The sequence below is a fragment of the Gordonia otitidis genome, assembly GCF_020735545.1.
In the GTDB taxonomy this organism is placed as follows: Bacteria; Actinomycetota; Actinomycetes; order Mycobacteriales; family Mycobacteriaceae; genus Gordonia; species Gordonia otitidis.
Window position 1 is genome coordinate 1,008,127 of sequence record NZ_CP085974.1, and the last position, 22,543, is coordinate 1,030,669.

Consider the following 22,543-nt stretch of genomic DNA (forward strand, 5'->3'; position numbering starts at 1 on the left):
CGTGGGCCGCACCGCCACCTTCGACAAGGCCGAGCTCGTCGGCGTCGCACGCGATCTGTACTGGCGACGCGGTTTCGGAGAGGTGTCGGTGACCGACATCGAGAAGGCGACCGGGGTGGGACGGTCGAGCATCTACCACGCCTTCGGAAGCATGCGCGGACTGTTCGACGCCGCAGTCGAGGACTATCTGGACACCGTCGTCCGACCACGCCTGGCCGGCCTCGTCGACGACGACGTCTCCGCCGATGCGCTCATCGACTACCTCGCGGGTCTCCGCGATGCCATTCTCACGATCGCGCAGACGGGCGGCGCTCCGGCGGGATGTCTGATCCTCACTGCGTCGGCTACTCCGATCGGCTCCGATGAGACCGTTCACGCCGTCATCGAGAGTTATCGCGCCGAACTCGCATCGGCGGTTTTACGCGGCGTGCGGGCTCTGCTCCCAGATGCGACACCGAGCGACGTCGACCACCACACGCGGCTGACCGTGGCCGCGATCATCGCGGCACAGTGCTTGGCCCGCATCGACTCCACTGAGGCGGCGCGCACGCTCGACGCGGCAGCCGAGACCCTGAGAGCCGCGGCGCTAGACCGGTAGACCCGCCTCGAGGAGGTCGATGGCCTCGAGGAGCGTATCGAGCAGCTGCCCGTCGCGCGGGTCCTCGATGTCGTTGGCGATGTGGAACATCATCCCGCCCACAGCTGCGATGAACACCCGCAGCCGCCGGCTGTCACGGTCGACGCCGAGGTAGTCGCCGATGAAGTCGGCGGCCTCGGAGATCGCGCGGTCGGACTCGACCTGGTTGACCAACAGCAGCGCCGGCTCGGACTGGATGAGTTTCATCCGTGCCGGGTCCGAGGCCCAGTCGTCGGCGAGGACGAGTCCCACGAGCGTCCGCACCATCGCACGCAACAGGTCGAAGCGCCCGAGGCCTGGGGGGATCGATGTGAGCGCGTCCTGCCACACCTCGTCGAGGTCGTCGCTGACGACGACCTGCTCCTTCGACTGGAAATAGCGGAAGAACGTGGTGTGGGAGACCTCGGCCGCCTCGGCGATCTGGGCGACGGTCGTCTGCGCGTATCCCTGAGCGTCGAACAGTTCCATCGCCGCAGCACGAATCGCAGCACGGGTCCGTCGTTTGTGTTTCTCGCCCAAGCCGATCGGCCGGTCGGCGACATCCCCGACGTGCGTGACCGAGGCGGGTGCGGAAGCCACCGCTGCCGTACTCGACGCCTCGGTCATCGCAATCCTCTCTCGCGGTCAGCTCGACGCCGCGACGACCTCTCGGGACTCGGCGCTGCTCTCCTGCGGGATACCGCGGTCGCGCACCTTCTCACCCTCGATGTCGAGGTTGGGAACCAGCTTGTCCAGCCATCGTGGCAGACCCCACGCCCGATCGCCCAGCAATGCGATCACCGCGGGCACCACGATCATCCGGATGATGAAAGCGTCGAACAGCACCGCGATCGCGAGTGAGAAGCCGAGCATCTTGGCGGTCGTGTCCGGCGAGAGCATGAAGGCCGCGAACACGCTGATCATGATGATCGCGGCGGAGGTCACGACCCGGGCACCGTGGCGGTAGCCGGCGACGATCGCGTCCTTGGCGGTCATGCCGTGGATGTACTCCTCCCTGATGCGGGTCACCAGGAAGACCTGATAATCCATCGCGAGGCCGAACACCACACCGATCAGGAAGATCGGCAGGAACGACAGGATCGGCTTGGTGTTGTCGATCAGACCGAACCAACCCTCCTGGAAGATCGCGACCGTGACGCCGAAGGTCGCCAGGACCGAGAAGATGAAGCCGACCGTTCCGATGAGGGGCACCCAGATCGACCGGAACACCGCGATCATGATCAGGAACGCGAGGCCGACCACCACGATCAGATACGGGATGAGCGCCTTGTCGAGCTTGGCCGAGAGGTCGGACATGATGGCTGTCTGACCGCCGACGTGGAGCTCTGCACCCGCCCGCTCGGCGTCGGGGCTGAACGCGCGGATCTGTTCCATGAGGTCATGCGTCGCCTCGTCCGACGGTGCGCTGTTGGGGGTGACCGAGATCAGAGCGGAGTTCGCGCCGACGTTCGGCTGCGGTGTCCCGTTGCCGATCCACGTCAACGTCGACGCGTTGGCGACGTCGGGCAGCGTCTTGATGTGCGCGACGGTCTCGGTGGCCGCGTTCTCCACCGTGCCGCCCTCCGAGTGCAACACCACGAGCAGCGGCCCGTTGATGCCCTCGCCGAATCCGCGCTGCAGCAGCGCCTGCGCAGGCGCTTCGTCGTCGCTGGAGAGCGACAGTCCGAGTTGGAGCTTGCCGACCGGGATCGCCGCGAGTACCAGCACCGCAAGTCCGGCGACGATGAACGGGATCGGCCGTCGGACCACCATGCGACCGAACCGGACTCCGTTCGTGTCGGCGGTGTCGGACTCCTCTGCATGCTTGATCCACGGGATGCGCGGGGTGAACGCGAACCGGCCGACGGCACCGAGCAGGGCGGGAATCAAAGTCAGCGCCGCGAGAACAGCCATGAACACCGCGACCGCTGCGCCCGCGCCCATCTGCGTGATCAAGGGGATACCGACGACCATCAGCGCCACGACGGCGATGATCACCGTCAGTCCCGCGAAGACCACCGCGGAGCCCGCCGTACCGACTGCCCGACCGGCGGCGTCGGCCCTGTCACCACCGCGTTTCACCTCGCCGCGGTAGCGGGACACGATGAACAGCGCGTAGTCGATCGACACCGCGATGCCGAGCATCGTGACAATCGCCGTCGCGGTCTCGTTGACGGTCAACACCTCGGCCGACAACCGCAGGAGCATGATCGTGATCAGCACACCCATCAGGCCGGTGATCAGCGGGATGAACGCGGCGACCAGTGCCCCGAAGGCGACGATCATCACCACGAACGCGATGGCGAATCCGATCAGCTCGGCCTTGCCGCCTGCCTCCATCACACTCATCAACGAACCGGTGGCCTCGACCTGCAACCCGTTTCCGCGATGCTTCTCCAGGATGTCCGTCAACTGTTTCTTGTTGTCGACGGTGAGGTCCGTCAGCTCGATGTTCTGCCTCACCTGGATCAGCCCCACCTTGCCGCCGTCGCCGAGGACAGAGGACGCGAGCTCGGGTTTGGCGGCCGCAACGGTCACCGGGTTGAGCACCGTGGCCTCGTCGGTGAGATCGGGCAGCGTGTGCAGGTCGGCGACAAGGGCGTCGATCTGCGATGAGTGATTGGCGAGTCCGTCGTCGGCGGCGACGAGGACGCTCGTCGATGCCTGCGACTGCTGCTTCATCACCTGCGGGAAGTACTCCTCGACCTGCGACGTCGCGGTTCCCGAGTCGGTTCCCGGAAGGTCGAAGTCCTTGGCGAACTTGGGGTTCAGCGCACCGACGAGCCCGATCAACAGAGCGGCGATCAGCACCCAGGCGCCGATCACCCACCACTTGTGGCGGAACGAGAATCGCCCCACCCGGAACAACAACGACGCCATCAGCGATCTCCCTGGAACTGTCGGTGGCAAGAACTGTTAGTGACTAACACTTGTGCTCCGGTATACATACGGCCATCTCGACGCGCCACCTCCGAGCGGAGATTGTGATCGACGTCCTACGGTCCTCGCCTCCCCACGATCAACCGGATCCGGCATACGAACGCTTGTTCGATCAACGTGTAGACTTCGGGGCATGAGCGCAGGAGTCCAGGGATCGATTTTCGATCTCGACGCCGAGTCGCCTCGTCTCGGCGATCTCGGACAACACGTCGAACGACGCACACTGACCGACGGCGCGTGGGCGGATCTGCGACCGGGATGGATCACCGGCAGCGTCGACCTGTTCGACGCGCTGCGTACCGCAGTGCCGTGGCGAGCCGAGCGTCGTCGGATGTACGACAGGGTCGTCGACGTTCCGCGGCTGGTCTGCAATTACCGAGCGGGCGACGAACTGCCCGACCAACTCCTCGACGACGCCAGGTCGGCGTTGACCGCCCACTATCGCGACGAGTTGCCCGAGGGCTTCGCCACGGCGGGCCTGTGTCTGTATCGCGACGGGTCGGATTCGGTTGCGTGGCATGGCGATCGGTTCGGTCGCGGTGCCACGCACGACACGATGGTCGCGATCGTGTCGCTCGGTTCGCCACGTCCGTTGGCGCTGCGGCCGCGCGGCGGCGGGACGTCGTTGAAGTTCATGCTGTCGGCCGGCGATCTGTTGGTGATGGGCGGGAGTTGCCAGCGCACCTGGGAGCATGCGGTACCCAAGGTTCGCGGGGTCGGCGCACGGATGAGCGTGCAGTTCCGACCTCCCGGCGTCTGGTGATCCCACCCGCGTCCGTGCGCGGAACCTTTCCGGCTTCGTCTGCGTCAGAGTTGCTGCCGCCGGTGACAGCCGGCGGAGTCATCTGACCCAGGGGGCCTCCATGAGTCCGAGCGATCTCGTGCCCGACTTCGTGACGAAGACGGCCGACAGCATTCACGATCAGCTGCGATTCGGTGTCGACGCCGACGAGATCACGTCGATGGCGGCATGCTGGCGCGCGCAGGGCTCCGCCGTCGCCGACATCGAACTCGGCGCATTGTCGGCCGCCACCGGTTCGGAAAGCAGCGTCGTGGCCGCACTCCACAGCGCACACTCTGCGGCGTCCCCGACCCTCGCGTCCGTCGCGACGCGGCTACGCACCCTCGGCAACCACCTACGGACGTTCAACGACTCGACCACCGCTGGCGATGCCGCCGCAGCAGCATCGTTGCGCAGCCTCGCGGAGCGGTGATGTCTCCGACCATCTCGCTACTGCGCTCGTGGAGCACCGATTCGATGACGGCCGCGGGCGACGCTGCGCAGTCCGCCGCCGCAACTCTCGATGCCGCGCTCGATGCCACCGCCCGTGCATTCGACGGGGCGATGCTCTGGCGGGGTGCCACACACGATGCCGCCCATGTTCGCGTGACGCAGGAGCGCGATCACGCCGATGAGGTGCGCAACGTGTTGAACCAGATCGCCGACGAGGCCAAAGACGCCGCGGCCGACATCGCGCATGCCCGCGACTACGTCCTGCGCCAGGTTGCGAGCGCACTCGCCCAGGGCTTCACCGTCTCCGACACCGGAGAGGTGAGCCGCGTCGGGAACTCCGCGGAAGATGATTCCGCCGACGATGACTCGGCCGAGAACGACAAGGCCTCGAGCCTGCAGGCCCAGATTCAGCACGGACTGAACACGGTTGGCGCGTACGACACCGACTATGGGAGCCGGATCGCCGACCTCGCCAGTGATCTCGCCACGATGGTCAACGGGCAACCCGATGTCCGGCTCCCCGACGGCACGTATACCGACGCCGACGATCTGGTCAGGCGATTGTCGATGATGCGACCAACAGAGATACGCGCGACGCTCGAGGCCATGAGTCCCTCCGATGTGCGTCGGCTCGTCGCTGCCGACCCGATCGCGATGGGCAGACTCGACGGTGTGCCATTCCCGTTGCGTGCCAACGCAAACGAGGTCAACATCCGCAACGCCCTCGCCGATGAACGGCAAGCCGGTCGGGGGAACGGCCCCCGCGCAAAGAGACTGATCGAGTTCCTGCGTCAGATCCCCGATCCGCGTCAGGCCGCAGGCTTCGACGATCCGCGCGCAGGGGATGGCGCGGACGATCACCTGGTCGAGCGATCATTCATCGTCTTCGACAACACCGAGAACGGTCACTTCATCGAGATGATCGGTCAATTGGCGCCGGGCACACCCAACGCTGCGGTGTACGTACCGGGAACGGGAACGAACATGAACGACAGCACGTCGAACACGAAATCGGCGTGGAACCTGTCGAAGCGCACCGGTGGCCCCGTCTTCGTCTACGCCGACGGCGACCTCCCGCAGAAAGTGGGATACGAGGGTTGGCCGACGGTTGTCTCCGATGCTCTCGCTGGTGGGGCGGTGGGCGGACGCGCGCTCGGTCCGGCCGGAATCGTTCCCGGGGCAGTGCTGGGTTCGGTGTCCGCGGTGGCCTCGTCGGTCAACGACTCCGCTCTCGATCCGCAGCTCGCACGCGACATGGCACCAGGGTTGGTGGGTTTCAGTCACGCGCTCGACGCCGAGATCGAGGCCACATGTCCGGGCGCGAAGACCACCTATATCGGTCACTCCTACGGCGGATCCGTCGTCGGGTCCGCCGAACAGCTGGGGCTGCGGGCGGACCGCGTGATCTATGCGTCGTCCGCGGGCACGGGAGTGTTCGATACGCCGTGGAGCGACCGCGACGTCGAGCGCTATTCGCTGACGGCGCCGGGCGATCTCATCCAGGCGTCGCAGTCGCTACCCGGCAACCCGCACGGCGCCGATCCCGACACAGCCGAGGGCGTCATACGCATGGATACCGGCTTCTACGGCGAGCACAACTCGGAGAAACACGGGTTGGTGCAGGGGCTGAAGGGACACGGCGAGTACTGGAACGATCCCGATTCCGACGCCTTCGAGAACATGGCAAAGGTGGTCCGCGGCGAGACGCCGACGCCCTACGTCGAACGCGCGGCGGACATGCCCGGCAGCGACACAGCACACACCTACGCCCGGCGCGCCGCCGATGCCGCGGAGGTCGCCGAGACCGTCGTGCCGCCGCTGGTCGCACTAATCGACGAACTCCGCAACGGCCAGATCCACCTGCCACATGTTCCCGACGTTCCGCTGCATCTACCGCGATGAAGAACTTCCGGTCAGTTGCCGGAATGCCTCGACGAGCCGGTCGCCATTCGGATGGCGGGGCCGAGCAGACCCGAGATCAAGCCGCTGATCGACAGCGGCGTGTGCCCGTCGAGTCCGATCGGGGCGTACATCTCGGTGATCTCGCTACGTCCGCGCATGACGCGGCGGTCCACCGCTGTCCAGTGCTCGCTCTCCTGCTCCGACGCGTCGATCGCGGCGCCACTCGCAAGAACCGGGTAGCGACCGCTGCGCGCGAATTCGCACAATCGTGCACACTCGTTGACCGGATCGCCGATGACGGTGTACTCGTAGCGCCGTTCGGCTCCGATGTTGCCGGCGAAGACAGTGCCGTAGGAGACCCCGATGCCCCACCGGATGTCGAGAGCCTCGGTCAGCCCCCTGGCCAGATCACGCGCAGCGGCAAGCGCTGCCGCAGCAGGATCGTCGAGTTCGACGGGAGCGCCGAACACTGCGAGCGCAGCGTCGCCCTCGAATTTGTTGACGAAGCCACCGTGCCGGTCCACCACGTCGGCGACCACGGAGAAGAACGAATTGAGCAGCGCGGCGGTGTCCTGGGGTGCACGGTGCTCGGCGAACGAAGTCGAGCCGACGATGTCGACGAACAACACGCCGACCTGGCAGTTGGACCCGTGCATGCCCACGCCGTGTTCGATCGCCAGTCGCGCGACGGTGTCGCCGACGTGTCGTGCGAACAGTTCGCGCATCCTCTCACGCTCGTCGAGACCCTCGACCATCTCGTTGAACCCGTGCTGAAGCACTCCGAGTTCCGAGGAGTCGTAGACGTCGACGTGGGTCGTGAGGTCGCCGTCCTGTACCTGTTGCACGGCGTGCCGCAGTTCGGTGAGCGGGTCGATGATGGCCTGCCCGACCAGCATGATGACACGGACCCCTGCCGCGAGGCCGACTGCGGCGAGGACCACGGTCGTCCAGTCGATCCGGCCGACGGCCGGCGGCAGGAGTCCCGACCATCGTCCGATGTTGATGATGAGCAGTCCTGTCATCGGCACGAGGCAACTGATCGCCCACACCGCCGCCATCCGGGCACGCACACCTTGGACGGCATGCGTTGCGGGTTGATCCTGCAGCGCGATGATCAGCAGCGGACGGGCCGATCGTTCGGCGAAGAGGTAGGTGAGGCATCCGATCGACACCCCGGCGAGGGCGAAGGCGACCGCCACGCCGAGCAGGTCGTCGGCGGTGAGCTTGTCCAACGACAGCAGCACGTAGCTCAGCACTGCGAGCAGCCAGCCGACCATCGTCGCGGCCGCCTGCGCGAACGGGATCCGCTGCACGGAACGTCGACGAGCACGGTCGGCGAGATTGCCGCTGATGAACCACCGCAGCTGTGGCGTCATCACTCCGAGCACGAAGAAGATGTTGACGATGAGCCCGACCACGATCGCAGCGACGACCGCCGGGAAGTTGGGCGCGCCAAGCGTGGTGGCGAACGTCATCCGACCGCCGTTGTAGGCGAGTTGCACCAGCAGGAACGTTTCGAGACCGACGAGTACATTGCTGCCGACGATCGCGGAGCCCGCGATCAGGCTTGCGCGACGTGCGAGGCGGATCCGCTCGGCGCGACCGATATCTCCCCACTCGCGCAGCGTCGGCGGCCGCTCGACGCCCCAGACGAATGTCGAGTATCGACGCCGCGCGCGAGACCACTTGTCGTCATGGTCGCCCGAGTCGCGTTGCGGTTGCACCGTGACGCCTTTCTGCCTGCTTTGTCACAAAAGACTACTCATTGTGACAGCAGACAAAAGCCGGCGCCGTTCCAAGGGGACGGAGGAACAGCGCCGGCTTCGAACTCGCACGTGACGTCGATGATCCGACGATGAGCACGAGTGGTCTGACGAGGGATCAGGCCTGGGCCTTGACCGCCTCGATCTCGAGGTTGATGGTGACCTTGTCGCCGACCACGACGCCGCCGCCCTCGAGAGGCATTTCGATGTCGATGCCGAAGTCCTTGCGGTTGAGCACGGTGCTGGCCTCGAAGCCCGCGACCTCTCCCTGGCCCATGCCCGCGTTCGAGCCGTTGAACTCGAGTGCGAGATCGACCGACTTGGTCACACCGTGCAGCGTGAAGTCGCCGGTGAGCACGAAGTTGTCACCATCGGGGCGCACGCTCGTCGATACGAAGGTGGCCTTCGGGAACTTCTCGGCGTCGAAGAAGTCAGCGGACTTGATGTGGCCGTCGCGCTGCGGGTTGCCGGTGGTGATGGTCGTGACGTCGATCTCGGCCTGCACCGACGGCGTGCCGTCCTCGGCGACGGTGATGGTGCCGCTGAAGGTCTCGAACTTGCCGCGCACCTTGCTCACCATGAGGTGCTTCACGACGAAGCCCACGGTCGAGTGGGTGGGATCGATGTTCCAGACGCCGGCCTCGATGGGGGCCTTGACGGTGCTTGTGGTCATGGTGAAACTCCTCGGCTTCTTGTCGATTTCTCGTTGTGGTCCGTGGACCGTCTCTCCGGCCCATCAGTCATTCTAAACGGACCGCGGTCCGATTTCATTCCGATGGGTCAGATTTTTTACTTCCAGGCGAATACCGGCTGCTCAAAGCCGTCGACCCGAGTGTCCCTCCCTCGCAGCACAACTTCGACGAACTGATAGATCACTGCAGCGGTCGGCGCATGGAGCAACGCCGAGCGGCCGCTGGGCGAGTGGTCGTCGGGGTCGCGGCGCAGCCCTGGAATCGGGAGTTGGATCACCGGGCGGGGCGACTCGGGGATGGTGATGAACCGGGGTTCGTCGAGCAGGTCGTCGAGAGGTACGAAGAACAGCTCGGACACCTCATCCGGGCTAGGCGACGGAGCCGAAGCATCCTGTGCCCAACACACGACGGGCGTCATCACAAAGCCGGATCGCGTGGGGTAGTCGTCGAGTAGTCCGAGTACGTCGTCGGGATGGAGGGCGACCCCGAGTTCTTCCTCGAGTTCACGTAGTGCGGCGTCGATGACCCCTTCTCCCGGATCGAGTCGCCCGCCGGGAAGGGCGAACTGCGCGGCATGCTTGCGCATGGTCAGTGGGCGTCGCAAGATCCAGATCCCCTGCCTGTCCGCCTGACTCGAGATCACGATGGCGACGGCAGCGGGGCGCGCTTCGGGATCGTCGACGACGCGGCGCTCGAGCGCCGCCAGGCGATCAGTGGCAATCGTGCGATCGATGGATGTCACACATCCAGTTGACCATGACCCGACACTCGCTCACGATGGGCGGCTCCGGGCGCTGACGATACGCCGACGAGCGGTGGACGTCGTCGTTCGCACACGCGCGGCGTTCCTAGAATGAGGCGATGACCGATGTACGGACGGTTCGCGCGCGCAAGCTCGTCGATGCGATCGCCGTGGCAGCAGGCGTCCTCGTCGCGTTTGTAGCGATGCCCCCGCTCGCGAGAATCAGCCGCGACTGGCTCGGCCTCCCGGAGCCGACCGCGGCCCCGCTGGATTACCCGCAGAGCAGACCACTCATTGCCACGTACTGGCTGCCCTGGCTGGTCGCGTGGGTCGTGTTGATGATCCCTGCGATCGCGCTGATCATCCCGGTACGCACCCGACGCTTCGGCGTGGGATACGCCATCGCATTCGCTGTTGCCGGCGGCATGGTCGGCCTCGTGGCGTCCTGGTTCACCTGGGGACTCGGATGAGACCGGACGCTCGGATCAGACCGACTCGAGTGCCTGCATACCGCGGACTCCGCTACCGAGGGCAGTGCGCGGTATGACCGACCTCGGCAACTGGATCGGCGCGTCAGTCACCTACGACGAGATCGGCGCTACTCGCGGAACGCTCCCTTCAGATGCCCACGTGAGCCGCGCAGAACGCGTCGTCGGCCGAGGCGAATCCGACTTCAGGACCATCGGGGACGCGATTCTTCGGTACGAAATGCACCGAGGTGCTGGACTAACCGTACGGGCGAGCACCCCGTCGGCCCGGGTGGGCACGGTAATGATGTGCTCCGCATGGTTTCTCGGACCCATCCGCGTCCCGTGCCGAGTGGTGTACGTCGTCGACGAACCCGATTGCTCCGGATTCGCCTACGGCACGCTACCCGGTCATCCCGAAAGTGGCGAAGAATTGTTCGCGGTGGAATGGCGAGCCGACGACTCTGTGGTGGCGACGATCTGCGCCTTCTCACGTCCTGGTCGTTGGTATACCCGACTCGGTGGACCGATCGCGCGTACCGTCCAGGCGCTGATGACGCGGCGCTACCTAAACGCGGTGGAACATATAGCGGCGACGCGGCAACGCAGTGCCTGAATACAAGAAAACCACCTGTTGCCAGGTGGTTTTTCTCAGTGGCCAGGGCCGGGATCGAACCGGCGACCTTCCGCTTTTCAGGCGGACGCTCGTACCAACTGAGCTACCTGGCCGGAAGGTCCGGTGCGACACCGGAAACCTTTGGCGACCCTGACGGGACTCGAACCCGCGACCTCCGCCGTGACAGGGCGGCGCGCTAACCAACTGCGCCACAGGGCCATGTTCAATTTTCCTGCTCCCCCGTAGGGGCTCAGTTGTACCCCCTACGGGATTCGAACCCGCGCTACCGCCTTGAAAGGGCGGCGTCCTAGGCCGCTAGACGAAGGGGGCCGGTTCTCCGTTGGGAGCCGACTCAGCTTAGGACACCGCTCGCGCAATTCACAAATCGCCTGGTCAGGCCGCATTTCGCGCGAGAAGGCGCCCTGTGGACACCATACCCGGTTCGGGCGTGAAGGGCATCGACAATTCCATCCGGACCGTCAACGCACCGCTGCCAGGCAGACCTGTAAACTCACATCCTGCGTCGGCCACCGCGTCGAGGCACCCGCCCCTATAGCTCAGTTGGTAGAGCTACGGACTTTTAATCCGCAGGTCGTAGGTTCGAGCCCTACTGGGGGCACTCGTCATCGCGAGGCGCTCACTACGCCGGCGTTCCGCTGAACGCCCTCACGCCGCCAAGGTCCTCGTCGTCGAATCGTCGCGACTGCTGGCGGCCTGCTTGAACCTTCACGCGGCGTACAAGACCTCGGTCGTGTATCCGAGGTCGAGCCGTCCGGGGTTCTCGGGCACCACCGCGCCGTCGGCGATCGCTGCCGGCCGCCATCCCTGAGCCGCACTGATCGACGGCGCCCGCTCGATCACGGTCCCATCGACCTGCCGATGAAATATGAACTGCTGCAACGCATGCGCCTCGATCGAGAACTCGCCTCGGTGTAGCGCTCGGTGATGCGACGAACACAGCAGCACCAGGTTGTCGGGCGTCGTGGCCCCGCCACGCGACCAGAACCGGACGTGATGCGCGTGCAGGTGCCGTGTCCGTCCGCATCCCGGGTAGCGGCACCCGCCGTCACGGTCCAGAATCGCCCGCAAGGTCCGCGTCGACGGCACCCGCGTTCGACGCCCCCACGACGTCACCGTCCCCCTCCGATCGTGGCGGACGTCGGTCGTCGTGCCGGAGCACGACACCTCAGCCACCTCCACCGCCGACAGGGCCGGACCACCCTCGACGTGCGCATCGGGAGCGACTGCCGCGGTGCGGTCAGCTACGCCCTCGCCGCGCTCATGCGTGTGGACGACCACTTCGGCACCCGGCGTGAACGTGGGCACCTCGATCGCTGACTGCATCGTCTCTGCCATCAGCACCACCGCGGGTGCGATGTTCGCAGGCGTGTGGCGCCACAGCCGTCTATCCGCAGGCTCGAGACCGGCCTCCTCGATGTCGGCTTCGCGATCTGCCCCACCGGCTCGTTCGATCTGTGCGGCCACGAGATCGGCGACGGTCGGACCGCGGTCGTCGGACCCGGACGTCCGCGTGCGCTCGTACTCGGCGCGGACCGTCGCCGCCATGAACGACGCCCCGTCTACCGCCGACAAACGCATCCGCACCGACAGGGTGCCGTCGGAATTCCACTCCCACGACGCGGTTGATTCGACCTCACCCTCGGTGGCCTCGCGCTCCCGCTGATCTATGGAGCGGATAGCCCGGACCACCCGCTCGAGTTGGGCGGCGTCGGCGGACAACGCGACGTTGAGCAGTTCGTCCTCGCGGTCGGGTGTCACGACGCGAGTCAGTGCACGCACTTTCGAGTACGACAACCGCCCCTGCGCGAACGCCACACGTATCTTCGGCAATTCGTCGAGGGTGCGTGCCACCCGCACGTACTCCTGCGCGGTTCGCGTCGACAGCCCGGTCCGCAACGTCAACCAGTGTGCGCACGAGATGATCCCGTCACCCGACCAGCCGGTGCGTCGGTCGAATTCTGACACCAGGAGCAGGAACCGGGCAGTCATACTCGCGATCTGGCCCGCGTAGCCTTCCAGCCGGTCGGCGATCTCCCCCACCGCCAGCTCGCACGGATCAGCCTCGTCGAATATGTCTGTGCTGCCGCCGGCCATGGCCACCCCTGGAGATCGATGATGTGTTCGATAAGGGCATCGTATCGGCGGGTACTGACAGGGTTTCGGAGTGAACGTTCCGCTGAACGCCGACAAGGCACAAGCGTTCCGCTGAACGCCGACAAGGCACAAGCGTTCAGCGGAACGCCGCGACGTCGTAACGCGCGCAGATGAATCCGCGGTTACGTGCGACGTCGAGCAGTTCGAGTTCGCACCGCGCGGTGAAGAGCGGCCGTCCCGAACCGAGCAGGACCGGTGCGATCGAGACGATGAGTTCGTCGAGCATCCCGGCCGCGAAGAACTGGGCGGCGAGATCGCCGCCCCCGACGACCCACACATCGCGACCAGCTGCCGCGTCGAGAAGGGCCTGACGGTGAACGCCCGGTGCCCCGGACACGACACGAACACTCTCGGCGACGGTTGCGAGGTCGCGCGTGGAGAACACGAACGCGGGGATCTCGTACGGCCACGGATTACCCTGTTCCACTTCGTGTTCGACGACCCACTCGTAGGTGGTCGACCCCATCACCAGGCAGCCGATACCGCCGATGAAGTCGGCGTAGTTCATCGGACCGTCGTCGTCGATCGGTTGAGTGAGCAGCCAATCGAGTGAGTCGGAGGCATCGGCGAGGAAGCCGTCGAGACTCGTCGCCGTGTAGAAGCGAAACCGCGTTGTCGTACTCACTGGACACCTCCGAATTGCCTGCGCTGCCACATGATCGGGTCGGGGTCGAGTTCGGGCGCCGAGGTGTCGATCCCCACCCGGGCGAACATCGTTCGGGCAAGTTGTCGACGGTGAGCCGAGAACGTCAGCACATGCGCGACGATGTGGGCAAGCACGAAGGATTCCGGCGGATCGCACAGCGCGTCGACGATGCTGTCCGCCCACGCTTTGCGTCGGTCGATCTCACGGACCGTCGCCAGCCACCGCGGGGCGATGTCGTCGTATCGGTCGGCGAGTTCCGCCGCGCTGTACCGTATGTCCACGTCGGGTAGGTCGTCGCCGTCGATACTGGCCATCCACGGCACCGTGGCGAACACGAGATGGTGCAGCACATCGGACAACGACTCGTCGTGCCCGTCCCAGGCGATCGTCGTGTTTCCCGGCAAGTGCACCCGGTCGAAGTCCTCGTCACTCAACGACTTTGCTACGTCGAGCAACGCGGCTATGTCGTCGACGTCGTGGCGCACGAGCAGCGACACCAGGTCACCGCTCGACGCCGTGGTCCCATCGCCGAACGTGCTCGATCCCGCGACGTAGAGGACTGTCGGCGAATGGAAGTGGATTCCGTTCGGGGCAGGCAACCAGTGCCCGCGCCCCTCGACGCCCGACGGCATCGCGCTCGGCGGGTGACCGTAAGCGCGCCCGAACGCGCGGCTGAAACCCTCGACTGACTCATAGTCCGCGGCGAAGGCCGCATCGGTCACCGACGCTCCGTGTCGCAACTGCCATGCGGCCCGTTCGAGGAGGACGCGGCGTCGGAGCGCGGCCGGCGGCTCGCCGACGTCCCGTGCAACTCGTCGACTGAAGTGAAACGGCGACGAGTAGACACTTGCGGCCATGTTCCCGAGTGTCGAGTTGTCGTCGGCGAGCACTGCGTCGAGCAGTTCGCGGAGTCGATCCCGTCCTTGCGTAGGCATAGGGCCAGTATGGAGCCCGTCAGCTGCTCATCGCCCGACCGTTCTTGCGCTCCCGCTGGTCGCACGACAACCTCACCGCACCACCTCGCGGTGACCGGAGTCGAGGCGTCTCGTCCAACCGCGGGCATCGAGATGCTCGAGAAGCGGGATCGCGACACGGCGGGTGGTTCCCAGCGCCTTGCGGGCCTCGCTGGTGGTGAACGGTTGCTCCAGCCCCGCGAGCACCCGCATGGCCAGCGCCGGAGAGCGCGGCGACACCACGATCCCGTCGCGCAAGCGCAGTAACCGCCCCAGTCGCTCGGCCGCGGCCAACTGCTTGTGGCCCAGACCGAGCGCTGAGAGGTCGTCGGCCTCCGGTGCGGCGAAAGCGTTGTCGGCGAATCTGCGTTCGAGCGCTGCGACCGCCTCCTCCGCGTCGCCGAGTCCGGGGACCGCACCCTGCTTCGTGAGGTAGCCATCGGCATGATCGAGACCAGCGTCTGCGATGAGAGCGGCAACCAGCGCGTCCGATGGCAAGCCGACCGCGCCGACCACGCTCGCCCTCGGCAGTCCCCGCGACATCGAATCCTCCACGGCCACAGCGTCGACAGCAGCCCGGAGCCGCTTGATCCAGATCTCCCAGGCAGACTCGTCAACCCACCAGTCCCCGACGACCCGCACTCCGGCAGGCGCACTCTCGCCGGCGGTGGCGACCCCGAGTCGCGTGAGGTGGTCGACGGTCGCCGCGCCGCGACGCACCACCTCGTGGAGCGCGTCGCCGTCAGTGCGCATGTCCGACAACGCCTCTGCGCGACGCGCCGCATCACCACGCCGCCGCAACTCGGGAGGTTCCGCGTCCAGCACGACACCCCCGCCGATGAGTCCACTGCCCGGGTCACGCAGGACGATACGGTCGCCGACGATCAACGGCAACGCGCGGTCGAGTGTCATTCGCGCGTGCTCGGCGTCGAAGGGGCGCACTCGACCGTGCGGTGCGGCCGTGCCGACATGGACGCCGAGACCTGTTGGCACGGAGTCTAACCCGGGACCGCTGACCCGACGAACGTCGACGGTGTCGGTCAGCCGCCACATGCCGGGGGTGAGCAGCAGATCGCCGCGGGCGATGTCCGATGCGGACACATCCCTGAGGTTCACCGCCACACGACTGACCGGACCGACGCGCTCACGCGGCGCGTTCTCACTCTGCACCCCACGTATCCCGACGGACCGTACGTTGTTGTCGGTCACCAGATCGAGTGTGTCGCCCCGACCGAGTGATCCTGCCGACAGGGTTCCGGTCACCACCGCACCTGCTCCGGTGATGCTGAACGATCGGTCGATCCAGAACCGAACGGGCGCAGCGTCGGAGGGAACCGGTCCGTCCTCGAGGACGTCTGTGAGCCGGTCACGCAGGGCGTCGATCCCGTGCCCGGTGTGCGCGGACGTGACGACAACGGGAGCGTCGACCAGCCCCGTTCCGTCGAACTCGTCGGCCACCTGGGCGACGACCTCGTCGATCCGTCCCCTGTCCGCGAGGTCGGCACGCGACAGCACCACAACACCGCGGTCGATGCCGAGTGCGACGATCGCGTCGCGGTGGTCCGACGACTGCCTGCGCCACCCCTCGTCCGCGGCGACGACGAACATCACGACCGGTGTCGGCCCGAGGCCCGCGAGCATGTTGCCGAGGAAGCGCTGGTGACCCGGCACGTCGACGAAGGCCAGATCTGCGCCGGATCGCGTTGTGGTCCAGGCGAACCCGAGGTCGATGGTGAGCCCTCGTCTACGCTCTTCTGCCCATCGATCGGGCTCGATACCCGTCAGCGCGCGTACCAGCGCACTCTTGCCGTGGTCGACGTGACCGGCAGTGGCGACGACGTACATCTAATCGGCCGATCCCGGCCCGGCCGAATCGAGAGCACGTCGCACGGCTGCGGCGACGGTCGCGTCGTCGGCGTGCGGGATACAACGCAGGTCGACGAGGCAGGCGCCGTCGTGGACTCGCGGCAGCACTGCGGGAACACCTGTACGGAGGGCATGCGCGGCACGCTCGGGGAGTCGGATCGCCCAGCCGGGCAACGGCACTCCGGGCGCTCCTCCCCCACCGACCCTGCCGTCGTGCGGAACCACGTCGACGCCCCCGATGGCCGTCGCGACACTCTCGGTCCTGGCGCGCAACAGATCCGGGTCTGCGTGGAGGTATTCGGTCACCGGTGGCGTAGGCCCGGTCAGCGTCGCCTCCATCGCCGCCAGAGCCAGTTTGTCGGCGCGCACGGCCCGCGCCAGCGGATGCTTGGCCAACCGAGCGATGAGATCGACGTCGCCGAGCAGGATTCCGGCCTGTGGGCCGCCGAGTAGTTTGTCGCCGCTGGCGATCACCAGATCCGCGCCCGCGGTCAGCGCCGACGATGCGTCCGGCTCGTCCGGCAGCGTCGCATCGGGCACGAGAAGTCCGCTGCCGAGATCGGCGATCAGTGGAACACCTTGCCCGACAGTGATTTCGGCGATTTCAGCGATAGTCGCCTCCGCGGTGAACCCGCTGACACGATAGTTACTCGGATGCACCTTGAGTACGCACCCGACGTCGCCGTCGGCGATGGCCCTCGCGTAGTCACCCGGGTGGGTGCGGTTGGTGGTGCCGACCTCACGCAGGCGCGCGCCGGTCGAGTCGATGAGGTCTGTCAGGCGGAATCCCGCACCGATCTCGATCATCTCCCCCCTGCTGATGACCACCTCGCGTCCGGCGGCGAGCGCTGTCGTGGCCAGCACCATCGCCGCGGCACCGTTGTTCACCATCAACGCGTCATTCGCTGCGGGGCAGGCACGCAGGAGGGCGGCGCGCGTCGCTGCTCCGCGTCGCGATCGTGTCCCCGACTCCAGATCGAGTTCGACGTCGACGTAGCCGCAGGCGTCGAGAACGGCGTCGCACGCGGCACCCGAGAGCGGTGCACGGCCGAGATTGGTGTGGACGACCACCCCGGTGGCGTTGAGCACGCCCCGACCCGAACCGACACGGCGACGGGCAAGGGCTTCGCAGATGACCGACTCCACCTCGTCGGGGTCGAGTTCACCGCGTCGTGCCGAGTCCTGGACCTCACGCACGACGTCGCGTACCGACTGCTCGCCGAGTCGTGCTGCAGCCGACGCGATGTCGGGATTGCTCAGCAGTCGGTCGGTGCGCGGGATTCGACGTCGGGCATCCGACTGCTGCCGCTCCGGACGCGTGCCGTCGACCTGACTCACCCGCACCCTTCCTTTCCGCTGCGGTGGCGCTGTGGCGGAGGCGGACGGGAATCGAACCCGCCAGACCGAGATACTCGACCTCCTCGGTTTTGAAGACCGGGGGGACCACCAGGAACCCAGACGCCTCCTCGCCGACCCAACCGTAGCGAATCCCACCTCGGATGGCTCGAACCCCTGATTACCCTGTGTCAGATGAGCACCGTCGACACGAGCCCCTCGCAGAGCCCGACGATCAGGCTGACCGGGTACGCCCACGGCGGCGGATGCGCGTGCAAGATCCCACCGGGCGAGCTCGAGGCCGCAGTCTCCGGGTTGACCGGCCAGAGTGGCGAGAACATCCTGGTCGGCCTCGATGACGGCGACGACGCCGCAGCCGTGCGAATCCGCGACGACCTCGCCGTCCTCTCGACCGCCGACTTCTTCACCCCCGTCGTCGACGACGCTTACGACTGGGGGCGCATCGCGGCTGCCAACGCACTTTCCGACATCTACGCGATGGGCGGCTCGCCCGTCGTCGCGATCAACCTCGTCGGCTGGCCGCGCGACGTCCTGCCCATGGAGTTGATGACCGAGGTCTTGCGCGGCGGGCTGGCAGTCGCAGCACAAGCCGACTGCCCCGTGATAGGCGGGCACAGCATCGACGACCCGGAGCCCAAGTACGGGATGGCCGTGACCGGGATAGCTGCCCCCGACGCCCTCATCCGCAACGACTCCGCGACCGTCGGATCGCCCCTCACACTGACCAAGCCGATCGGCGTCGGAATGCTCAACAACCGACACAAGCAGACCGGAGAAGTGTTCGACGCAGCGATCGAGGTGATGACGACGCTCAACCGCGACGCGGCCGACGCGGCCCTACGCGCCGGAGTCCGCGCCGGCACCGACGTCACCGGCTTCGGGCTGCTCGGCCACCTCCACAAGCTCACCCGGGCGTCGGGCGTACGCGCGGTCGTCGACACCTCCGCGGTGCCCCTCGTCGACGGCGCCCGCGACGCGCTCGACGACGGTTACGTCTCCGGCGGCAGCCGACGCAACCTCGAGTGGGTTCGCGATCACCTCGACGTCGGCAGCGGCATCGACGAGAACGATCTGCTGATGCTCGCCGACGCCCAGACGTCCGGCGGCCTCCTGCTGGTCGGCGAAGTCCCCGGATATCCCGTGATCGGCGAGATAGTTGCAGGTGCAGGGATCGCAGTTCGCTGACATCGAAGCGCGCTCACTCTATTCTCGTGGACGACGGGCCTATTTCTAGGGGGGATGATGTCGCGTCAGCGCCCCGGCTTCGCCGTCTCGACGTGGTTTCGCGATCGGCAATCTCTGCAACGCCGTGTGCCCGTGTTCGAGCAACTGGGCGGCCGAACGCTCAAACGACTCGTCCTCACTCTCGGAACAGCCCTGCTCGGTTTCGCAGCCGGAGCGGCCGCGACGTCGTCGAACTCCGACTTCGCTCCGTATGTCACGCAGGTCTTGGTACTGACCACTCTGGTCACCGCGAGTCTCGTGGTGCGCTGGTGGGTGCTCCCGTTGCCGAGCAGGCTCGAGAGTCTGACGGTGCTCCTGTTCAGCGACGCGGTGATCGCTGTGGCATGCCTCGGGCATCACGATCACATGCTGGGCGTCGCAGGTGTCACGATCTTCTCGATCATGAGCGTGTTCGCGATGTTCTTCTGCACCTCGCGTGCCCACGTTCTGCACGGCGTGTTCGCCTCGGCCGTCACCGTGCTGCTGATCGTGTTGGTCGCGATCGATCGGGGGCAGGACATGCTGCTGGTCGCCCTCTCGAAAGGCATCGCGCCGTTTGCCCTTGTTCTGGTCATTCTCCCGACCGTCCACTACTTCCTGTGGGTGCTGGGCACCAATGCCTCCGACGCCGGGACCGACGCGCTGACCCGAATGGCCAATCGGCGCGGCCTGGAACGCTACCTTGCCGGCCTCGACGACTCCCGCACTGTCATGTCGGTGATCATCATCGACATCGACGGATTCAAGGCCATCAACGACACACACGGCCATCACATCGGTGACCTCGTGCTCGTGCGCGTCGGCGGTCGGATCACGCAGGCAGGTCATCGACTGGCGGGAATCCGCAACCTGGTCGCCGCCCGTACCGGCGGCGAGGAGTTCGCGGTCATCCTCGACGACGAACTACGCACGGCCCGCTCGCTGGCCGAACGTATCCGGGTCGGCGTCGCTGCCGACACCTCGCCTTCTGTCACGGTGAGCATCGGCATCAGCGCGGCCTCCGGCGGTGGCACGAAAGACGTCGACAGGCTTTTCGAGGCGGCCGACGCCGCAATGTACGCAGCGAAGCGCCAGGGCGGAAACCGGGTTGTCGTCGCCGATCTCGGAGACGATCGGCCGCTTGCGAGACACGCGCACCGCACACCATCCCGGCTGAGCAGACTCGGCTGACGCGCCGACCTGTCAGTCCGCAGTCGTGATGGAGTCGTCGGTGACACCGGCGGCACGACGAGCAGCGAGGCGACGCTTCTGTGGCTCTATCGTGTATCGCGGATCCTTGGCCGATTCGATGCCCGCGTGGAAGACACCGAAGCGGGTGCACGCCGACGCCGCGAGCAGGGCTGTCCCCGAGACCGCAGACGCAATACGTGAGCGGCCGCTGAGCAGCGCACCCACCCCTCCCGCGACAGCCAGACCTTCCGCCCAGCGCATCAGAGTGCCCGGGGTGCCGTGGTGGAGTGGTTCGGCGGCGACGGGGTCCATGCGCGATTCCATCACCCGGGTGGCCGCCACATCGCCCACCACGCCGAGTACGGCGAGGGTCCTGGCCGGACCGGCCTCGTCGAGCGGCGTGGTGACCAGAGCAAGTCCGCTAGCCGCAAGACTCGCCGAACTCACGAACACGAAGGGCAGGTCGCGGTGCATCGCGTTCCACGTCGGGGTTGCCGTGTCGCCGAGCAGTGCTGCCGTGTACACGGCGAGCAACGGCCCGAACGCCCCGCCGACGAGTCCGGCGGGCGCTTCGGCCACGCGCAGCACAGAACGTAGTGGCCCGAGCGGAAGTCGCTCTCGGAGAAGACGATCGACCTCCGCCGCGGCTGCCACGCCGATGCCCCCGGAGAAGCCGGACAGTATCCACGAGCCAACGCTCATCGGCGACGTGACCTTGAAGGTCCGCAGCATGTTGTAGAAGCGGTCCGGGCGGCCCAGGTCGGCGATCAGGGCGACCCCACCGAGTCCCGCTGCCGCCAGTCCGCTGATGCGGGCGTTGCGGCGCAACACTTTCCGTCCCGTCAACTGCGCCCCGGCAGCGAGCACACCCGACCCTCCCGCGACACCGCCGAGGAACAGATAGGTGGCCACCTTGTCGTCCCAGGGTGGAGGCTTGACGACGTTGTGCCCGTAGTAGCCCGCGTGCCCGTCGGCGTCGACCTTCTCGAACTCGACGTCGGGCACCATGGACATCTCGCGCCCACCGTCGCCCTGACCGAAGAAGTTACGTCGACGCCCCTTGCCGCCCTTACGCTTTCGACGCCCCGATGGTTCCGGTGGGCGTAGCGAATCGTAGTCGGAGGTCATCGCTTCCCACCGGTCAGGAAGGAGACCGCCGCTGCAGCAACCATGCCGAGGGCCGCAGCGCCTGCACGGCGGTACATCGTGGGTAGGTCGGCCGTGCACACCCGCGGATCCGGCGGGAGACCGTACACCTCGGGTTCGTCGAGCAGCAGAAACACCGAGCCGGTGCCCCCGACCCCGTCGTTGGGATTCGCACCGTAGAGGCGAGCCTCGGTCATCCCCTGTTCGTGTAGTTGCGCGACGCGCTCGCGTGCGGTGTCGACCATGTCGTCGTGATCGCCGAACTTGATCGACGTCGTCGGACAGGTCTTGGCGCATGCGGGTGTCTCGTCGTCGACGAGACGGTCGTAACAGAGTGTGCACTTCTGTGCCACACCACGCCTCGGCACGGGAGGCTGCTCACCTTTGCGTTGCCCTTCTCGTGTTGTCGGCTCGACGGTTCCGTCGGAACGACGTTCGACGACCCCGAAAGGGCAACCGGCAACACAGGTTCCACAGCCATTGCAGACGTCGTGCTGCACGACGACGGTCCCGAACTCGGTGCGGAACAACGCGCCTGTCGGGCAGACGTCGAGACAACCCGCGTGCGTGCAGTGCTTACAGACGTCCGACGACATCAGCCACCGGAACTCGGGGGTGTCGGGAAGAGAAGTATCGGGTGGGGAAGTATCGGGTGGGGAAGTATCGGGCGGGGTGGTGTCCACTTCGGGCTGTGGCTCTGCGCCGCCCGGCATCGTCGGCATCCCCAAACCGACAAGGGCGCGCCCGGCTTCACGTGCCTGCTCGATGCGTTCGCGATCCTGCTCGATGAATGCGACGTGGCGCCAGGTACTCGCGCCGAGCGCGACGGTGTTGTCGTAGGACATGCCGGTCAGTTCGAGGTCGCCGTCGCGCGGATTGTGGTTCCACTCCTTGCATGCGACCTCGCATGCCTTGCAGCCGATACAGATCGAGGTGTCGGTGAAGAAGCCCTTGCGTGCACGCTCGGCGTCGCCCCAGTGCGCGTCGGCACTCGGGTCGGTGGGACCGGACAGTTGATGGCTCATCTCGCACTCC

20 protein-coding genes and 5 tRNA genes are annotated in these 22,543 nt (G+C 66.5%); 9 read left to right on the forward strand and 16 right to left on the reverse strand.

Going from position 1 to position 22,543, the window contains the following annotated elements:
* Position 1 precedes the first annotated feature (1 nt).
* Entirely contained in the window at positions 2-598 is a 597-nt protein-coding gene (locus LK459_RS04535) for a TetR/AcrR family transcriptional regulator (protein WP_007241217.1), read from the forward strand.
* Here LK459_RS04535 and LK459_RS04540 read toward each other — a convergent pair.
* Both LK459_RS04540 and LK459_RS04545 read right to left on the reverse strand, forming a co-directional pair.
* The gene (locus tag LK459_RS04540; protein ID WP_227921960.1) at positions 587-1,243 is read right to left on the reverse strand and encodes a TetR family transcriptional regulator; all 657 of its coding nucleotides are present in this window, start codon (positions 1,241-1,243) and stop codon (positions 587-589) included. The two genes, LK459_RS04535 and LK459_RS04540, sit on opposite strands and share 12 nt — an antisense overlap.
* Positions 1,244-1,261: 18 nt before the next feature.
* On the reverse strand, positions 1,262-3,496 hold the full coding sequence (locus LK459_RS04545; RefSeq protein ID WP_007241214.1) for an MMPL family transporter: 2,235 nt from the start codon (positions 3,494-3,496) through the stop codon (positions 1,262-1,264).
* A 193-nt stretch (positions 3,497-3,689) separates the two neighbouring features.
* On the opposite strand from LK459_RS04545, the gene LK459_RS04550 reads away from it, so the two are divergent.
* The 3 genes from LK459_RS04550 to LK459_RS04560 all read left to right on the forward strand — a co-directional run bounded on the left by LK459_RS04550 (position 3,690) and on the right by LK459_RS04560 (position 6,692).
* Complete coding sequence (locus tag LK459_RS04550; protein ID WP_007241213.1) at positions 3,690-4,319, forward strand: alpha-ketoglutarate-dependent dioxygenase AlkB; 630 nt, start codon at positions 3,690-3,692, stop codon at positions 4,317-4,319.
* A 100-nt stretch (positions 4,320-4,419) separates the two neighbouring features.
* Complete coding sequence (locus LK459_RS04555) at positions 4,420-4,770, forward strand: hypothetical protein (protein ID WP_007241212.1); 351 nt, start codon at positions 4,420-4,422, stop codon at positions 4,768-4,770.
* Positions 4,770-6,692, forward strand: coding sequence for an alpha/beta hydrolase (locus LK459_RS04560; RefSeq protein ID WP_007241211.1), 1,923 nt, complete (start codon positions 4,770-4,772; stop codon positions 6,690-6,692). The genes LK459_RS04555 and LK459_RS04560 overlap by 1 nt, the downstream gene beginning before the upstream one ends.
* 11 nt (positions 6,693-6,703) lie before the next feature.
* On the opposite strand, the gene LK459_RS04565 is transcribed toward LK459_RS04560, so the two are convergent.
* From LK459_RS04565 to LK459_RS04575, 3 genes are all read right to left on the reverse strand, one after another.
* Positions 6,704-8,416 (reverse strand): adenylate/guanylate cyclase domain-containing protein, encoded by a 1,713-nt coding sequence (locus LK459_RS04565; protein ID WP_007241210.1) that lies wholly within the window; start codon positions 8,414-8,416, stop codon positions 6,704-6,706.
* 157 nt (positions 8,417-8,573) lie between these two features.
* A complete protein-coding gene (locus LK459_RS04570; RefSeq protein ID WP_227921962.1) occupies positions 8,574-9,128 on the reverse strand; it encodes a YceI family protein in 555 nt (184 codons plus the stop codon).
* A 116-nt stretch (positions 9,129-9,244) separates the two neighbouring features.
* Complete coding sequence (locus LK459_RS04575) at positions 9,245-9,889, reverse strand: NUDIX hydrolase (protein WP_007241208.1); 645 nt, start codon at positions 9,887-9,889, stop codon at positions 9,245-9,247.
* Positions 9,890-10,008: 119 nt separating this feature from the next.
* Here LK459_RS04575 and LK459_RS04580 point away from each other — a divergent pair, with 119 nt between their 5' ends.
* Positions 10,009-10,359 carry a hypothetical protein gene (locus tag LK459_RS04580; RefSeq protein ID WP_007241207.1) on the forward strand — a complete coding sequence of 117 codons (351 nt, stop codon included), beginning with the start codon at positions 10,009-10,011 and terminating at the stop codon, positions 10,357-10,359.
* 73 nt (positions 10,360-10,432) lie between these two features.
* The gene (locus LK459_RS04585) at positions 10,433-10,972 is read left to right on the forward strand and encodes a DUF1990 family protein (RefSeq protein ID WP_007241206.1); all 540 of its coding nucleotides are present in this window, start codon (positions 10,433-10,435) and stop codon (positions 10,970-10,972) included.
* 39 nt (positions 10,973-11,011) lie between these two features.
* Here the strand turns inward: LK459_RS04585 and LK459_RS04590 are convergent.
* From LK459_RS04590 to LK459_RS04600, 3 genes are all read right to left on the reverse strand, one after another.
* Positions 11,012-11,085, reverse strand: a tRNA-Phe gene (locus tag LK459_RS04590).
* A gap of 29 nt (positions 11,086-11,114) precedes the next feature.
* A tRNA-Asp gene (locus LK459_RS04595) sits at positions 11,115-11,191 on the reverse strand.
* Positions 11,192-11,229: 38 nt separating this feature from the next.
* Positions 11,230-11,302 (reverse strand) — tRNA-Glu (locus LK459_RS04600).
* A gap of 216 nt (positions 11,303-11,518) precedes the next feature.
* Here LK459_RS04600 and LK459_RS04605 point away from each other — a divergent pair.
* Positions 11,519-11,591: transfer RNA gene (locus LK459_RS04605), tRNA-Lys, on the forward strand.
* 107 nt (positions 11,592-11,698) lie between these two features.
* Here LK459_RS04605 and LK459_RS04610 read toward each other — a convergent pair.
* From LK459_RS04610 to LK459_RS04635, 6 genes are all read right to left on the reverse strand, one after another.
* On the reverse strand, positions 11,699-13,087 hold the full coding sequence (locus LK459_RS04610; protein ID WP_007241205.1) for an HNH endonuclease: 1,389 nt from the start codon (positions 13,085-13,087) through the stop codon (positions 11,699-11,701).
* A 136-nt stretch (positions 13,088-13,223) separates the two neighbouring features.
* The gene (locus tag LK459_RS04615; RefSeq protein ID WP_227921963.1) at positions 13,224-13,772 is read right to left on the reverse strand and encodes a dihydrofolate reductase family protein; all 549 of its coding nucleotides are present in this window, start codon (positions 13,770-13,772) and stop codon (positions 13,224-13,226) included.
* Entirely contained in the window at positions 13,769-14,728 is a 960-nt protein-coding gene (locus tag LK459_RS04620) for a helix-turn-helix domain-containing protein (RefSeq protein ID WP_227921965.1), read from the reverse strand. Before LK459_RS04620 ends, LK459_RS04615 begins: the two co-directional genes overlap by 4 nt.
* Positions 14,729-14,800: 72 nt before the next feature.
* Positions 14,801-16,591: a selenocysteine-specific translation elongation factor gene (gene selB / locus LK459_RS04625; RefSeq protein WP_227921967.1), complete on the reverse strand. Its 1,791-nt coding sequence runs from the start codon at positions 16,589-16,591 to the stop codon at positions 14,801-14,803.
* A complete protein-coding gene (gene selA, locus LK459_RS04630; RefSeq protein ID WP_227921969.1) occupies positions 16,592-17,950 on the reverse strand; it encodes an L-seryl-tRNA(Sec) selenium transferase in 1,359 nt (452 codons plus the stop codon).
* Between the two features lie 32 nt (positions 17,951-17,982).
* A tRNA-Sec gene (locus LK459_RS04635) sits at positions 17,983-18,078 on the reverse strand.
* Between the two features lie 64 nt (positions 18,079-18,142).
* Here LK459_RS04635 and selD point away from each other — a divergent pair.
* Both selD and LK459_RS04645 read left to right on the forward strand, forming a co-directional pair.
* On the forward strand, positions 18,143-19,153 hold the full coding sequence (gene selD, locus LK459_RS04640; protein WP_227921972.1) for a selenide, water dikinase SelD: 1,011 nt from the start codon (positions 18,143-18,145) through the stop codon (positions 19,151-19,153).
* A 132-nt stretch (positions 19,154-19,285) separates the two neighbouring features.
* The gene (locus LK459_RS04645; RefSeq protein ID WP_227921973.1) at positions 19,286-20,362 is read left to right on the forward strand and encodes a GGDEF domain-containing protein; all 1,077 of its coding nucleotides are present in this window, start codon (positions 19,286-19,288) and stop codon (positions 20,360-20,362) included.
* A 12-nt stretch (positions 20,363-20,374) separates the two neighbouring features.
* On the opposite strand, the gene nrfD is transcribed toward LK459_RS04645, so the two are convergent.
* Both nrfD and LK459_RS04655 read right to left on the reverse strand, forming a co-directional pair.
* The gene (gene nrfD / locus LK459_RS04650) at positions 20,375-21,490 is read right to left on the reverse strand and encodes an NrfD/PsrC family molybdoenzyme membrane anchor subunit (protein WP_007241198.1); all 1,116 of its coding nucleotides are present in this window, start codon (positions 21,488-21,490) and stop codon (positions 20,375-20,377) included.
* Positions 21,487-22,533, reverse strand: a complete 1,047-nt coding sequence (locus tag LK459_RS04655) for a 4Fe-4S dicluster domain-containing protein (protein WP_227921975.1) — start codon at positions 22,531-22,533, stop codon at positions 21,487-21,489. The genes nrfD and LK459_RS04655 overlap by 4 nt, the downstream gene beginning before the upstream one ends.
* Positions 22,534-22,543 lie beyond the last annotated feature (10 nt).

Bases quoted from the DNA above. Each gene is read 5' to 3' on its own strand.
- LK459_RS04540 (WP_227921960.1), bottom strand. From the start codon at position 1,243: ATGACCGAGGCGTCGAGTACGGCAGCGGTGGCTTCCGCACCCGCCTCG.
- LK459_RS04545 (WP_007241214.1), bottom strand. From the start codon at position 3,496: ATGGCGTCGTTGTTGTTCCGGGTGGGGCGATTCTCGTTCCGCCACAAG.
- LK459_RS04550 (WP_007241213.1), top strand. From the start codon at position 3,690: ATGAGCGCAGGAGTCCAGGGATCGATTTTCGATCTCGACGCCGAGTCG.
- LK459_RS04555 (WP_007241212.1), top strand. From the start codon at position 4,420: ATGAGTCCGAGCGATCTCGTGCCCGACTTCGTGACGAAGACGGCCGAC.
- LK459_RS04560 (WP_007241211.1), top strand. From the start codon at position 4,770: ATGTCTCCGACCATCTCGCTACTGCGCTCGTGGAGCACCGATTCGATG.
- LK459_RS04570 (WP_227921962.1), bottom strand. From the start codon at position 9,128: ATGACCACAAGCACCGTCAAGGCCCCCATCGAGGCCGGCGTCTGGAAC.
- LK459_RS04580 (WP_007241207.1), top strand. From the start codon at position 10,009: ATGACCGATGTACGGACGGTTCGCGCGCGCAAGCTCGTCGATGCGATC.
- LK459_RS04585 (WP_007241206.1), top strand. From the start codon at position 10,433: ATGACCGACCTCGGCAACTGGATCGGCGCGTCAGTCACCTACGACGAG.
- LK459_RS04610 (WP_007241205.1), bottom strand. From the start codon at position 13,087: ATGGCCGGCGGCAGCACAGACATATTCGACGAGGCTGATCCGTGCGAG.
- LK459_RS04620 (WP_227921965.1), bottom strand. From the start codon at position 14,728: ATGCCTACGCAAGGACGGGATCGACTCCGCGAACTGCTCGACGCAGTG.
- selB (WP_227921967.1), bottom strand. From the start codon at position 16,591: ATGTACGTCGTCGCCACTGCCGGTCACGTCGACCACGGCAAGAGTGCG.
- selD (WP_227921972.1), top strand. From the start codon at position 18,143: ATGAGCACCGTCGACACGAGCCCCTCGCAGAGCCCGACGATCAGGCTG.
- nrfD (WP_007241198.1), bottom strand. From the start codon at position 21,490: ATGACCTCCGACTACGATTCGCTACGCCCACCGGAACCATCGGGGCGT.
- LK459_RS04655 (WP_227921975.1), bottom strand. From the start codon at position 22,533: ATGAGCCATCAACTGTCCGGTCCCACCGACCCGAGTGCCGACGCGCAC.